Below are 13,711 nucleotides of genomic sequence, written 5' to 3'. Positions count from 1 at the left end.
TCGAGGCCCGTGCCGTCCTGGCCGCCACCCTCTCCCCCACCTGGGGCGTCTACTCGGGCTACGAACTCTGCGAGAACGTCCCCCTGCGCGAGGGCGGCGAGGAGTACCTCCACTCCGAGAAGTACCAGCTCACACCCCGTGACTGGGACGCCCCGCACAGCATCGCCCCGCTCATCACCCGGCTCAACGCGATCCGGCGCGAGCACCGCGCACTGCACGGGATCCGCAACCTCCGCTTCCACCACACGGACAACGACGCGGTCCTCGCGTACAGCAAGCGCGCGGGCTCCGACGTCGTCCTCGTGGTCGTGAACCTCGACCCGCACCACACCCAGGAGGCCACGGTCTCGTTGGACATGCCGCAACTCGGCCTGGACCGGCACGCCTCCGTGTCCGTGCACGACGAACTGACGGGTGAGACCTATCAGTGGGGCAGCACCAACTATGTGCGCCTGGAGCCCGGCCGGGCTCCCGCCCATGTGCTCCATGTCCACAGGCCGCCCGTCTCGCCGCAGAACGGAGGGTCAGCAGCGTCATGACCGTCAACGAGCCCGTGCCGGACACCTTCGAGGACACACCCGCCAAGGACCGGGACCCCGAGTGGTTCAAGCGCGCCGTCTTCTACGAAGTCCTCGTCCGCTCCTTCCAGGACAGCAACGGCGACGGCGTCGGCGACCTCAAGGGCCTGACCGCCAAGCTCGACTACCTGCAGTGGCTCGGCGTCGACTGCCTCTGGCTGCCGCCCTTCTTCCAGTCGCCGCTGCGTGACGGCGGCTACGACGTCTCCGACTACACCGCGGTGCTCCCCGAGTTCGGCGACCTCGCCGACTTCGTGGAGTTCGTCGACGCCGCCCACCAGCGCGGCATGCGCGTCATCATCGACTTCGTCATGAACCACACCAGCGACCAGCACCCGTGGTTCCAGGAGTCCCGCAAGGACCCCGACGGCCCCTACGGCGACTACTACATGTGGGCCGACGACGACAAGCAGTACCAGGACGCCCGCATCATCTTCGTCGACACCGAGGTCTCCAACTGGACCTTCGACCCGGTCCGCAAGCAGTACTTCTTCCACCGCTTCTTCTCCCACCAGCCGGACCTCAACTACGAGAACCCGGCCGTCCAGGAGGAGATCCTGGCCGCCCTGCGCTTCTGGCTCGACCTCGGCATCGACGGATACCGGCTGGACGCCGTGCCCTACCTCTACGCGCAGGAGGGCACCAACTGCGAGAACCTTCCGGCGACGCACCACTTCCTCCAGCGGGTCCGCCGCGAGATCGACGCGCTGTACCCGGACACGGTGCTGCTGGCCGAGGCCAACCAGTGGCCGGAGGACGTGGTCGACTACTTCGGCGACTACGCCGCCGGCGGCGACGAGTGCCACATGGCCTTCCACTTCCCGGTCATGCCGCGCATCTTCATGGCCGTCCGGCGGGAATCGAGGTATCCCGTCTCCGAGATCCTCGCCAAGACCCCCGCCATTCCGACCGGCTGCCAGTGGGGCATCTTCCTGCGCAACCACGACGAGCTCACCCTCGAGATGGTCACCGACGAAGAGCGCGACTACATGTACGCGGAGTACGCCAAGGACCCGCGGATGCGCGCCAACATCGGCATCCGCCGCCGGCTCGCCCCGCTGCTCGACAACGACCGCCATACGATTGAGCTGTTCACCGCCCTGCTGCTCTCGCTTCCCGGCAGCCCGATCCTCTACTACGGCGACGAGATCGGCATGGGCGACAACATCTGGCTCGGCGACCGGGACGCGGTGCGCACGCCGATGCAGTGGACGCCGGACCGCAACGCCGGCTTCTCCACCTGCGACCCCGGCCGGCTCAGCCTCCCCACGATCATGGACCCGGTGTACGGCTACCAGGTCACCAACGTCGAGGCGTCCATGGCGTCGCCCTCGTCGCTGCTGCACTGGACCCGCCGCATGATCGAGATCCGCAAGCAGAACCACGCCTTCGGGCTCGGCTCCTACACCGAACTGCCGTCGTCGAACCCCGCGGTGCTCGCCTTCCTGCGCGAGTACGAGGACGACCTGGTGCTGTGCGTCAGCAACTTCGCCCGGTTCGCCCAGCCGACCGAGCTGGACCTGCGCGAGTTCGCCGGCCGGTATCCCGTCGAGCTGTTCGGCGGGGTGCGCTTCCCCGCCATCGGTGAACTGCCGTACCTGCTGACCCTGGGCGGTCACGGCTTCTACTGGTTCCGGCTCGTCCGAGTCGCATCGCGTATCGGCCGACGACTGTGAGCGTGCGCCGACGAAAGGAGGCGTCACCATGACGAAGACCGCGTCCCTCCTGCCCAGCGACAGTGGGCTCGCCGCGTCCATGACCTCGCTCGACGGGCTGCTGCGCGAGTGGCTGCCCCGGCAGCGCTGGTTCGCCGGCAAGGACCGGCCCGTCACGGACCTTCGCCTGGTGTCGATGACGGAACTGTTCCCGGGCTGTCTGCACCTGCTGGTGCACACCGGCCACGCGGGTGGTCACAGCAGTCTCGCCGGGGTGCCCTCGCCCGGCGGCACGACCCCGCCCGGGGACTGCTACCAGCTGTTCCTCGGCGTCCGGCAGACCCCCTCGCCACGTCTTGGCCGGGCCCTGATCGGTCAGGCGCAGGAAGGGCCGCTGGCCGGGATGACGGTCTACGACGCCCTCCAGGACCTCCGTTCGGCGCAACTGCTGCTGGAGCGCCTGCGTCACCCGGGCACCGCCGGCCCCTTGCGTTTCGAGGCCGATCCGGCCAAGCCGATCCCGGCCGGCCTGGTGCCGCGCGTGCTGGACGCCGAGCAGTCCAACTCCTCGCTGGTGTACGGCGACGAGTTCATCCTGAAGGTCTTCCGGCGCATCCAGCCCGGCGTCAACCCGGACCTGGAGGTGCCGGGCGCGCTGGCCGGGCAGGGCTGCGAGCGGGTGCCCGCGCCGGTGGCCTGGTTCTGCACGGCCGAGCCGCAGGAGGCCACGCTCGGGGTGCTCCAGCCCTTCCTGCGCAACGCCTCCGACGGCTGGACGCTCGCCCTGCACGCGCTCGCCACCGGCAGCGACTTCACCGCCGAGGCGCACGAACTGGGGCAGGCCACGGCCGAGGTGCATCTGGCGCTGGCCGCCGCGTTCACCGCCGGCGGGCGGTCCGAGAACGGGCGCATGGCGGCGGCGATGACCGAGCGCCTCGACGCCGCCGCGCACAGCGTCCCGGCGCTCCGGTCCTTCGTGCCCGGGCTGAGGTCGGCGTTCAGCGCGTTGCTGACGTGCGACGCCGGACCACCCGCTCAGCGCATCCACGGCGATCTGCATCTGGGGCAGGTGCTGCGGGCGGGGCGCGAGTGGTTCGTGATCGACTTCGAGGGCGAACCGTCCCGTCCGCTGGCGGAACGGCGCGGTGCCCAGTCCCCCGTGCGGGACATCGCCGGGATGCTGCGCTCCTTCGACTACGCGGCCCGGCAGCGCCGGCCCTGGCGTCCTCAGTGGGCGCGCCGCTGCCGGGAGGCCTACTGTGCCGGATATGCGGCCCGGGCCGGCTGGGATCCCCGTAAGAAGCACGGACTGCTGCGTGCCTACGAGACGGATCGGGCGGTGTATGAGGTGCTGTACGAGGCCAGGCACCGTCCGGACTGGCTCCCCGTACCCATGGCGGCGATCGAACGACTCGCCGTGAGAGGAGACTGAACGCCGTGGCGCTGCGCGACATCACATCCCCGAAGGCCTCCGGCCCGCTCCCGTCGGTGCGGACACCTGGTGAGTGCGCTCCCGAGCTGGATCCGGCCGACCGCGGGCGCCTGCTGGCGGGCGCTCATCACGACCCGCATGCCCTGCTCGGCGCGCATCCCGTACCGGGCGGTGTCGCGGTGCGGGCGCTGCGGCCGTTCGCCCGCGCGGTGAGCGTGCTGGCCGGCGGGGAGCGCGTCGCGCTGACCTCGGAGGGCGAGGGCCTGTTCTCGGCCGTGCTGCCGTGGCGGACCGTTCCGGAGTACACCCTGCTGGTGGCGTACGAGGAGGGGGAGCACGAGGTCCACGACCCGTACCGGTTCCTGCCCGCGCTCGGCGAGCTCGACCTGCACCTGATCGGGGAGGGCCGGCACGAGCAGCTGTGGCAGGCGCTGGGCGCCGAGCCGATGACCCATCAGGGCGTGTCCGGGACCCGTTTCACGGTGTGGGCGCCGAACGCGCGCGGGGTGCGGCTCGCGGCGGACTTCTGCCACTGGGACGGCACCGCGTTCCCGATGCGCTCGCTGGGCGCCAGCGGGGTGTGGGAGCTGTTCCTGCCGGGCGTGGGCGAGGGCACCCGGTACAAGTTCGAGATCACCTCCCAGTACGGGCACCGGTTCCTGAAGGCCGACCCGATGGCGCGCCGCACGGAGGTGCCTCCGGACACGGCCTCGATCGTGACCGCGTCGCACTACGAGTGGCACGACCAGGACTGGATGGCGCACCGGGGCGACACTCCGGTGCACCGGGCGCCGCTGTCGGTGTACGAGGTGCACCTCGCCTCCTGGCGGCCCGGGCTCGACTACCGTCAGCTCGCCGAGGAGCTGCCGCGGTATGTCAAGGACCTCGGCTTCACGCACGTCGAGCTGATGCCGGTCGCCGAGCACCCGTTCGGCGGCTCCTGGGGCTACCAGGTCACCGGCTTCTACGCGCCGACCTCGCGCCTCGGCACCCCGGACGACTTCCGGTACTTCGTGGACGCCTGCCACCGGGCCGGCCTCGGCGTGATCATGGACTGGGTGCCCGCCCACTTCCCCAAGGACGACTGGGCGCTGGCCCGGTTCGACGGGGACGCGCTGTACGAGCCCGGCAACGCGCAGCGGGCCGAGCACCCGGACTGGGGGACGTACGAGTTCGACTTCGGGCGGACCGAGGTGCGCAACTTCCTCGTCGCCAACGCGACCTACTGGTGCGAGGAGTTCCACATCGACGGGCTGCGGGTGGACGCCGTCGCCTCCATGCTCTACCTCGACTACTCGCGGGACTCCGGGCAGTGGACGCCGAACGTCCACGGTGGCCGGGAGGACCTGGACGCGGTGGCCTTCCTCCAGGAGATGAACGCCACCGTCTACCGGCGCAACCCCGGAGTGGTGACGATCGCCGAGGAGTCCACCGCGTGGGGCGGCGTGACCCGGCCGACCGACAGCGGCGGGCTGGGGTTCGGGCTGAAGTGGAACATGGGCTGGATGCACGACTCGCTCGAGTACATGAGCAAGGAGCCGGTCCACCGCAAGTACCACCACCACGAGATGACCTTCTCGATGATCTACGCGTACAGCGAGAACTACGTCCTGCCCATCTCGCACGACGAGGTCGTCCACGGCAAGCAGGCCCTGGTCAGCAAGATGCCCGGCGACTGGTGGCAGCGGCGCGCCAACCACCGCGCCTACCTCGGCTTCATGTGGGCCCACCCGGGCAAGCAGCTGCTGTTCATGGGCCAGGAGTTCGCGCAGGGCGGCGAGTGGTCCGTGGAGCACGGCCCCGAGTGGTGGCTGCTCGACCCCGGCCACTGCGCCGCGGGCGACCACCGCGGCGTGCAGGACCTGGTGCGCGATCTCAACGCCGGCTACCTGGACACCCCGGCCCTGTGGCAGCGCGACACCGACCCCGGCGGCTTCCAGTGGGTGGAGTGCGACGCGGCCGACGACAACGTCCTCGCCTTCCTGCGCTACGACGAGCAGGGCGTCCCGCTGCTGGCGATCTCCCACTTCTCCCCCGCGGTCCGGCACGACTACCGGCTCGGCGTCCCCGGCGACGTCCCGGCCTGGCGGGAGGTCCTCAACACCGACGCGGCGCGCTACGGCGGCAGCGACATGACCCACCCCGACCCGGTCAAGGCCGAGGCGCAGGAGTCCCACGGCCGCCCCGCGAGCATCCGGCTGACCCTGCCGCCACTGGCCACGGTCTGGCTGCGCCCGGCCTGACGGCGGACCGCACGGCACAGGTGTCCGAGGGGCCTTCCGGGGGCATTCGGAGACGTACGGCGGGTCCCCGCCGTCCCGGAAGGTCGTCGAAAGGCCGTATGACGTGCGCACCGTCGGAGTGGAGGAGGAACTCCTCCTGGTGGACCCGGAGAGCGGGGAACCGCGCGCGCGGTCGGCCGCCGTGCTGGCGCGCGCCGCTCACGACCATGCCGAGGGCTTCGTCTTCGAGAAGGAACTCCATGAGCAGATGCTGGAGTTCAACACCCATCCGCAGTCGCGCATGGCGGAGCTGAGTGCGGAGATCGTGCGGTGCAGGCGGGAGGCGGCGCGCCACGCCGGGGACATCGGTTGCTCGGTGGCGGCGCTCGCCACGTCACCGCTGCCGGTCAAGCCCGCGGTCGGCGCGCACCACCGCTACCAGTGGATGGCGGAGCAGTACGGGATCGCCACCCAGGAGCAGTTGGTCCTCGGCTGCCATGTCCATGTGGCCGTGGACTCCGACGAGGAGGGTGTCGCGGTCGTCGACCGGGTGCGGCCGTGGCTCTCGGTGCTGGCGGCGCTGAGCGCCAACTCACCGTTCTGGCAGGGCAAGGACACCAGTTACAGCAGCTACCGCAGCAGGGTGTGGCAGCGCTGGCCGTCGGCCGGGCCCACCGAGCTGTTCGGCTCGGCGGAGGGCTATCGCCGGCGGGTGGCGGACATGATGGCCACCGAGACCCTCCTGGACGAGGGCATGCTCTACTTCGACGCCCGGCTCTCCCGGAACTACCCCACAGTCGAACTCCGGGTCGCGGACGTCTGTTTGCACGCGGACACCGCCGTCCTGGTCGCCGCCCTGGCCCGTGGTCTGGTCGAGACGGCCGCGCGTGCGTGGCAGGAGGGCCGGGCCCCCGACGAGCACAGTGTGAGCGTGCTGCGCCTCGCGGCCTGGCGGGCCGCCCGCTCCGGTCTCACCGGTGAGCTGCTGCACCCGGCGGGGATGCGGCCCGCGCCCGCCGAGACGGTCGTCCGTGCCCTGCTGGAGCACGTGGGCGACGCGCTCGCCGACAACGGGGATCTGGACCGGGTGAAGGAGTCCTGCGCGGAGCTGCTGCGACGGGGCAACGGGGCGCGGGTGCAACGCGAAGCGCTGCGGCGTACCGGCAGCTTCCGGGACGTCGTACTGGAGTGCGCGCGGCACACCCAGGGTGACGCCGCGCGCCTGAAGTGACGCCCGCCCTCCGGTGGCGTCACGGGACCGGGTGCTCTCAGAGGATCAGCACCAGGCTGTAGACCAGGAAGAAGGCGGCCACCAGCACCACCAGGACGAGGATCATCGTCAGTGGCGCCTTGGCCCAGCCCTTGGTCGGGTTGTGGGTGTCGCGGGGCAGGGCTCCCGGCATGCTGCTCTCCGCGGGCGGGGTCTCCCCCGGCGGCACACCGCCGCCCGGTTCCAGCCCTGTCGAGCGCTCGGGTTCGGGGTCGGGATTGGTGTGACTCATGCCGCCCGAGTCCCCCGAACCGGCCGAGATCATCAGGACGGAAGTCCAGTTCCCGGTTCCTGGCACGAAACGGTCTGACCTGGGCTAGATTCGACCACCGTCGATAACGGTTCTCGTCGGCGGGGTCACAGCCCGTACACGTCAGGAGCAGCGCATGCGCGACTTCGCCCTCGCTCCCCCCGCCGTCTCGTCCCTCACCGGCGGACTGGCCGACAGCCTCTTCGAGACGGCGGCGGCCAATCCGACCCTGCCGTTGATCGCGCGCCGCGGCGGCCCCGCGGCCGCGTGGGAGGAGGTCACGGCGATCGAGTTGCGCGACGAGGTGGTCGACCTGGCCAAGGGGCTGGTCGCGTCCGGGATCTCCCCCGGCCACCGCGTGGCGATCATGGCCCGCACCCGGTACGAGTGGACCGTCCTCAGCCACGCCCTGTGGGCGGTGGGCGCCGAGGTCGTACCGATCTATCCGACCTCCTCGCGCGAGCAGGTCGAGTGGATCCTGCGGGACGCGAACTGCGTGGCCGTGGTCGTCGAGGACGAGCAGGGCGTGATGACCATCGGCCCGGTGTGCGCGCGGCTGCCCGCGCTGCGTCACGTCTGGCAGCTGGACGCCGGCGCGCTGACGGACCTGGCGGCGCGCGGCGAGGTCCTGCCGGCGCTCACGATCGACTCGCTGCGCCGCATCGTGCTGCCGGACTCGACCGCCGTGATCGCCTACACCTCGGGCACCTCGGGCCGCCCCCTGGGCTGCGCGCTGAGCCACCGGGGCATCGCGAGCCCGTGCGACGTCCTGCTGGCGGGATGGGGCCACACGGCGGCACAGCCCGGTGAACAGGCCCGGGTCCTCGCCTTCCTGCCCTTCTCCCATGTGTACGGCCTGATGATCCAGGGCCTGTGCATCCGCGGCGGGCTGCTGATGGCGCACGAGCCGGACCCCGGCGCCGAGTCGCTGGCGGCGGCGCTGCAGTCCTTCCGCCCGACGTACTTCTACGCCGTGCCGTCGGTCTTCGAGAAGATCTACAAGAACTTCCTGCTGGCGTCCCGGGCGGCGGGTCGCGGTGCCCTGTTCGAGCGGGCCGCGGAGACGGCGCGGGCCTTCGCCGCCGCCACCGAGCGGCAGCGGCTCGGCCGGGGTTCGGGGCCCGGGCTGGAACTGCGGATGCAGCACGCGCTGTACGAGCGGACGGTGTACCGCAGGTTGCGTGCGACGCTGGGCGGCCGGGTCCGCCGGGGGACCTCGGGCGGCTCGTCGCTCCACCGCGAACTGTCGCTGTTCTACGAGGGCATCGGCATCTACGTCCACGACGGCTACGGCCTGACCGAGACCAGCGGCGGCGTGACCATGCAGCCGCTGGGCCGGGAGAAGTCGGGGACGGTGGGGCAGGCTCTGCCGGGTACGGAGATCCAGCTGGCCGAGGACGGCGAGATCCTGGTGCGCGGGCCCTCGGTGTTCCAGGGGTACCTCAACGCCGAGGGGGCGACGAGGGCCACGCTGTGGGCCGGCTGGCTGGCCACCGGGGACCTCGGGCGGCTGGACGCCGAGGGCTATCTGACGATCACCGGCCGCAAGAAGGACGTGATCGTCACCAGCAGCGGCAAGAGTGTCGCGCCGGCAGCGCTGGAGCAGCGGCTGCGGATGCATCCACTGATCCACCAGGCGGTCGTCGTGGGCGACGACCGGCCCTGCGTGGGCGCGCTGATCACCCTGGACCCCGACTTCCTGCTGCACTGGCGGGCGTCGCTGGCGTTGCAAGGGGACGCCACCGTCCGGGAGGCGCGTGAGGAGAACGCACTGCGCGAGGAGGTCGGGCGGGCGATCGCCGCGGCCAACAGCGCGGTCTCGCGTCCGGAGTCGATCAGGGTGTTCCGGGTGCTGCCGCAGCCGTTCGACGTGGCGAGCGGGTTGCTGACGCCGTCCATGAAACTGCGGCGGGACGCGATCGTGCGGCACTACGCCGGGGAGATCGACGCCATGTACCAGGCACGTTCGCGCCCGCCGCGGCTCGCCGCTCCGGAGGAGCAGGTCGGCTGGGACGACTCGGACAGCGTGTTCCGGTGAGCCGGCCGTCAGCTGCCGACGTACCAGGAGAATCCTCCGTCGGAGGCGGCCAGGGCCAGCAGCACGCCGAAGATCACCAGGTCCAGGATGCCGAGGACGATTCCGGCCTTGGCCATTCCGGCGCCGCCCTTGGCGGGGGCCTGGCGCATTCCGACGGCACCGAGCACGATCGCTATCGGCCCGAGAATGACGTTGAAGAGGAATATGCCGATGATTCCGCAGGTGAGGCTCGCGATGGCCAGGCCGTTGGTGCGCGAGCCGGGCGACGCGGCGGGATTACTGCCGTAACCGGTCATCACTTTCCCTCCGAGGTGGGGATCGGTGTGGTGTCACGCCCTTTCGGTGACTCCCGGGTGCCCGTCAATTCACGTCACAATCACCTGAGTTGGGCAATTCACTCGGGCCGCGGCCGATCACGGGAAAGGGCGTCTTCGCGGAACCTTTTTGGGACGCGAACAATTTCTTTGCCCCCGCCCGAGGGCTTCCTGCTCCGGGAGGCGGCCAGGCGTTCGCGCCGGCAAGGGCCCGCGCCCGGCGAATCGGGTGCTCCCCTCGGGTGAGACGCGTAGGCCCCATGGGTACGGGAACCCGCACAGTGCGATGCGAGAGACACGAGCGCAGCCTTGCGACCGAAAGGCTGGAAAGGCGACATGGCAACCGAGCCGCGTTGGGACGGAACACTGGCAGGCCAAGGAATTCCGAGCCGGACGGCCGGCTTCCCGGGTGAGCCGCAGGACGTGACCGGGGCGCGCCTGGCCGCGGAGAGTTTTCTCCGTGACCTGGCCCGCACCGCACCGCCCGCCACCCCGGAGTCCTGGCACGACATCCTGCTGGTGGTCACGGAGCTAGCCGCGAATGCGGTGCAGTACGCTCCCGGACCCTTCCATCTGCAGATCAGGCGAACCTACGACGGGGTGCACATCACCGTGCACGACACCAGCACCACACCTCCGGCCCCCCGCCCGTTCCATCCGAACACCGGCGGTGGCGGCATCGGCTGGCATCTGATCCAGACGTTGTGCGACCAGGTCAGCGTGGTCAGCGAAGCCGAGGGCAAGGACATCCACGTGTTCCTGCCCTGGTGAGGCGCTGCGGTGGGCCGGGCCCCGGGCCGAGGGGCTACGCCGGCCGCAGGTGCACCAGGACGCTGATGGTCTTGCCGCCCCCGGGGCGGGGCCCGACGGCGATCTCGCGGGCCAGGCGGATGATCAGGGGCCAGCCGTAGCCGTTGCCGTGGTGGCCGCTCGGCAGGTCCCCGGAGCCGAAGGCCGCGGCGGGGACGACCGCGCTGTGGTCGTGGACCGCGAGACGTACGCCGTCCGCGGTGGGCACCGCCTCGAAGCCGGCCAGCCCGCCACCGTGCCGGATGGCGTTGCTGACCAGCTCCGAGACGACCAGTTGCAGGTCGATCAGATCGCGCTCGTGTGCCGTGCGGGAGACGGAGTTCCACGCGTCGAGGACCACCGACAGGGCATGGGCCCGGGCCTCGGCCGCGCTGCGCACGGGGGCCGAGGGATGTGCGCCGCCGGGCGCAGGCCTGCCGACGTGGACAGGGGCTGCGACATCGGTCTTGTCCATGCGGTGTGGTCTTCCTGGGCTCCGCCCCGCTGCCGGGGGCTGTCGGTCAGGTGGTGGTCGGCTCGCGCGGCGGCAGGTTGCTGTAGTAGTCACCCACCGTCGTCAGGTAGTCCGGGTCGAGGGTCTCACTGTCGGTGCGGAAGCGCGGGGCCTCCTTGACCTCCGCCCGGGTGCAGGACAGCGAGACCAGACGGTGCTCGGTGTCGATGCCCGTCACCAGGCCCACCGGAACCAGGACACTCCTGCCGAACACCCAGACGCCCGTGTCGACCACCAGATGCCGCATGCCGTGCGGGTCCGCCAGCCGGTCCACGTGTCCGAGCGTGCCGTCCGTGGCGTCGACGGTGAACCCCGTGAGGTCCCGCTCCGCGACTTGGCCGGTGCCCGATGCGTACGACCAGATTCTGTCGATGGTCACGCCGATGACTCCTCCTCCTTCGCGCCTGTGCTCCATGGGTCCCACTACCCCCGGTGCCTGTCGGCATTCGGCCGGGCCGGAGACTGCATAGGAGGCCGATACGGGGGTACGCGCGCCTGGCGTCGACCGACATGATGATCGACGTAGTGGAACGACTCAGGGGCGTGCACCGAGTGCGCCGAGCTGGGTGACCAGCCCTGGCAGTCGGCCTTGTGGGAGGTACTCGTGACAATTGCCCAGAACCCGCTGTCCGTCGAGGTCACACTGCCGCGGGAGGATGTCGCCCTGGTACGGGTGGAGGGCTATCTGGACGTCGACACCGCGACCGAGTTCCAGCATCACCTGGCGAACCAGCTGCATCACGGCCGGCGCCACTTCGTGCTGGACGTGTCCGAGGTGCCGTTCATGGACTCGTCGGGGATGAACATCATCCTGCGCATCTACCAGGAGACCCGCCGTAGCGGTGGCAGTGTGCACATCCTCTCGCCCACGCCGCCCGTGCAGCGGGTCCTGGACCTCACCGGGGTCAGCATCACGGTGCCGGTGTCCGGGAGCTTCGAGGACGCGCTGGCCCTGATCGACGGGCAGGAGCGGGCGGAGGCGCAGGACTGAGTCCCGGGGCCGGCACGCCGGTCGTCCCACCCCTTCGTCTTCCTGCCCCGCCCGACTGGCGCAGCCGCCCGTGGCGCGGTGGGATCAAGGGGAGGTGCGAAGCCACGATCCAGGGGCACGCGCATGGCGTCGGGGCAGACCGCCCGGAAGCGCGGAAGGGATGGACATCGTGACACGACCCAGGATCCTGGTGGTGGGCGCGGGCTTCGCCGGAGTGGAGTGCGTACGGCGCCTGGAACGCCGCCTCTCCCCCGACGAGGCCGCCATCACGCTGGTGACGCCGTTCGCCTACCAGCTCTATCTGCCCCTGCTCCCGCAGGTGGCGTCCGGCGTGCTCACGCCCCAGTCCATCGCGCTGTCGCTGCGCCGCAGCAGCAAGTACCGCACGCGGATCCTCCCGGGCGGGGCGATCGGCGTGGACCTGAAGGCCAAGGTCTGCGTCATCCGCACGATCACGGACGAGATCGTCAACGAGCCGTACGACTACATCGTGCTGGCCCCCGGCAGCGTCACGCGCACGTTCCACATCCCGGGGCTCGTCGACAACGCCTTCGGGATGAAGACGCTCGCGGAGGCCGCCTACATCCGCGACCACGTGATCTCGCAGCTGGACCTCGCCGACGCGAGCAGTGATCCGGCCGAGCGGGCCTCGCGGCTCCAGTTCGTCGTGGTGGGTGGCGGTTACGCCGGCACCGAGACGGCGGCCTGTCTGCAGCTTCTGACCTCCAACGCGGTCAAGCGCTACCCCCGGCTGGACCCACGGCTGATCAGGTGGCACCTGATCGACATCGCCCCCCGGCTGATGCCGGAGCTGGGCGAGAAGCTGGGCCGCAGCGCGCAGGAGGTGCTGCGCCGGCGCGGCGTCGAGGTCTCGCTCGGGGTGTCCATCGAGAAGGCGGGCCCGCACGAGGTCACCTTCACGGACGGCCGGGTGGTGCCGACGCGCACGCTGATCTGGACCGCGGGCGTCGTCGCCAGCCCCCTCATCGCGACGCTGGGCGCGGAGACGGTGCGCGGGCGGCTCGCGGTCACCACCTCGATGAATCTGCCGGGACACGACGGGGTGTTCGCGCTCGGCGACGCCGCGGCGGTCCCGGACGAGGCCAAGCACGAGAAGGGGGCGGTCTGCCCGCCCACGGCGCAGCACGCGATGCGGCAGGGCAGGAAGGTCGCCGAGAACGTCATCGCGACGCTGCGCAACCAGCCGATGCAGCCGTACGTCCACAAGGACCTCGGTCTGGTCGTCGACCTCGGCGGCCGCGACGCGGTCTCCAAGCCCCTCGGCGTCGAGCTGCGCGGACTGCCGGCCCAGGCCGTCGCCCGCGGCTACCACTGGTCGGCGCTGCGCACCAACGTCGCCAAGACCCGCGTCATGACCAACTGGCTGCTCAACGCGGTCGCCGGCGACGACTTCGTCCGTACCGGCTTCCAGGCCCGCCGCCCGGCGAAGCTCAAGGACTTCGAGTACACCAACTCCTACCTGACGCCGGAGCAGATCCGGGCGCAGGTGGAGGAGGCGAAGCCGGCGCAGGGTTGACGTCACGCACTCGGGCCCGGGGGGGGGGAGGCGGGGGGGGAGGGGGTGGGGGATGAGAGGGGGGGGGGGGAACGGGGGGGGTTGTGTTTCCTTCCCCCGTGTCCTGGGGTTCTTCTGCTGT

General features: G+C 70.9%; 13 protein-coding genes. 9 read left to right on the top strand and 4 right to left on the bottom strand.

Going from position 1 to position 13,711, the window contains the following annotated elements:
- The 5 genes from ACZ7LV_RS36050 to ACZ7LV_RS36030 form a co-directional block, all read left to right on the top strand.
- Positions 1 to 539: alpha-glucosidase C-terminal domain-containing protein (locus ACZ7LV_RS36050; RefSeq protein ID WP_471945576.1), on the top strand; the 539-nt coding region annotated here is incomplete at its 5' end.
- Complete coding sequence (treS, locus tag ACZ7LV_RS36045) at positions 536 to 2,254, top strand: maltose alpha-D-glucosyltransferase (RefSeq protein ID WP_471945575.1); 1,719 nt, start codon at positions 536 to 538, stop codon at positions 2,252 to 2,254. The genes ACZ7LV_RS36050 and treS, both read left to right, overlap by 4 nt.
- Positions 2,255 to 2,282: 28 nt before the next feature.
- The gene (locus tag ACZ7LV_RS36040; RefSeq protein ID WP_471945574.1) at positions 2,283 to 3,665 is read left to right on the top strand and encodes a maltokinase N-terminal cap-like domain-containing protein; all 1,383 of its coding nucleotides are present in this window, start codon (positions 2,283 to 2,285) and stop codon (positions 3,663 to 3,665) included.
- A gap of 5 nt (positions 3,666 to 3,670) precedes the next feature.
- The gene (glgB, locus tag ACZ7LV_RS36035) at positions 3,671 to 5,908 is read left to right on the top strand and encodes a 1,4-alpha-glucan branching enzyme (RefSeq protein WP_471945573.1); all 2,238 of its coding nucleotides are present in this window, start codon (positions 3,671 to 3,673) and stop codon (positions 5,906 to 5,908) included.
- 103 nt (positions 5,909 to 6,011) lie between these two features.
- The gene (locus ACZ7LV_RS36030; RefSeq protein ID WP_471945572.1) at positions 6,012 to 7,118 is read left to right on the top strand and encodes a glutamate--cysteine ligase 2; all 1,107 of its coding nucleotides are present in this window, start codon (positions 6,012 to 6,014) and stop codon (positions 7,116 to 7,118) included.
- Between the two features lie 37 nt (positions 7,119 to 7,155).
- Here the strand turns inward: ACZ7LV_RS36030 and ACZ7LV_RS36025 are convergent, their stop codons facing one another.
- The gene (locus ACZ7LV_RS36025) at positions 7,156 to 7,389 is read right to left on the bottom strand and encodes a DUF6480 family protein (protein WP_401670823.1); all 234 of its coding nucleotides are present in this window, start codon (positions 7,387 to 7,389) and stop codon (positions 7,156 to 7,158) included.
- Positions 7,390 to 7,543: 154 nt separating this feature from the next.
- Here ACZ7LV_RS36025 and ACZ7LV_RS36020 point away from each other — a divergent pair, with 154 nt between their 5' ends.
- Entirely contained in the window at positions 7,544 to 9,445 is a 1,902-nt protein-coding gene (locus ACZ7LV_RS36020) for an AMP-dependent synthetase/ligase (protein ID WP_471945571.1), read from the top strand.
- 8 nt (positions 9,446 to 9,453) lie between these two features.
- Here the strand turns inward: ACZ7LV_RS36020 and ACZ7LV_RS36015 are convergent, their stop codons facing one another.
- On the bottom strand, positions 9,454 to 9,741 hold the full coding sequence (locus ACZ7LV_RS36015) for a DUF4190 domain-containing protein (RefSeq protein ID WP_401670827.1): 288 nt from the start codon (positions 9,739 to 9,741) through the stop codon (positions 9,454 to 9,456).
- A gap of 354 nt (positions 9,742 to 10,095) precedes the next feature.
- Between ACZ7LV_RS36015 and ACZ7LV_RS36010 the strand changes: the two genes are divergently transcribed.
- The gene (locus ACZ7LV_RS36010; RefSeq protein ID WP_471945570.1) at positions 10,096 to 10,530 is read left to right on the top strand and encodes an ATP-binding protein; all 435 of its coding nucleotides are present in this window, start codon (positions 10,096 to 10,098) and stop codon (positions 10,528 to 10,530) included.
- A gap of 34 nt (positions 10,531 to 10,564) precedes the next feature.
- Here ACZ7LV_RS36010 and ACZ7LV_RS36005 read toward each other — a convergent pair whose 3' ends face one another.
- Together ACZ7LV_RS36005 and ACZ7LV_RS36000 are read right to left on the bottom strand one after the other, a co-directional pair.
- Positions 10,565 to 11,023: an ATP-binding protein gene (locus ACZ7LV_RS36005; protein WP_471945569.1), complete on the bottom strand. Its 459-nt coding sequence runs from the start codon at positions 11,021 to 11,023 to the stop codon at positions 10,565 to 10,567.
- Positions 11,024 to 11,069: 46 nt separating this feature from the next.
- A complete protein-coding gene (locus ACZ7LV_RS36000) occupies positions 11,070 to 11,441 on the bottom strand; it encodes a PRC-barrel domain containing protein (RefSeq protein ID WP_401670835.1) in 372 nt (123 codons plus the stop codon).
- 225 nt (positions 11,442 to 11,666) lie between these two features.
- Here ACZ7LV_RS36000 and ACZ7LV_RS35995 point away from each other — a divergent pair, with 225 nt between their 5' ends.
- A complete protein-coding gene (locus ACZ7LV_RS35995) occupies positions 11,667 to 12,053 on the top strand; it encodes an STAS domain-containing protein (protein WP_471945568.1) in 387 nt (128 codons plus the stop codon).
- 160 nt (positions 12,054 to 12,213) lie between these two features.
- The gene (locus tag ACZ7LV_RS35990; protein WP_471945567.1) at positions 12,214 to 13,590 is read left to right on the top strand and encodes an NAD(P)/FAD-dependent oxidoreductase; all 1,377 of its coding nucleotides are present in this window, start codon (positions 12,214 to 12,216) and stop codon (positions 13,588 to 13,590) included.
- Positions 13,591 to 13,711 lie beyond the last annotated feature (121 nt).

It is taken from the genome of Streptomyces sp. NPDC107562, from assembly GCF_055657325.1.
This window is presented reverse-complemented; position numbering and strand designations above follow the sequence as displayed.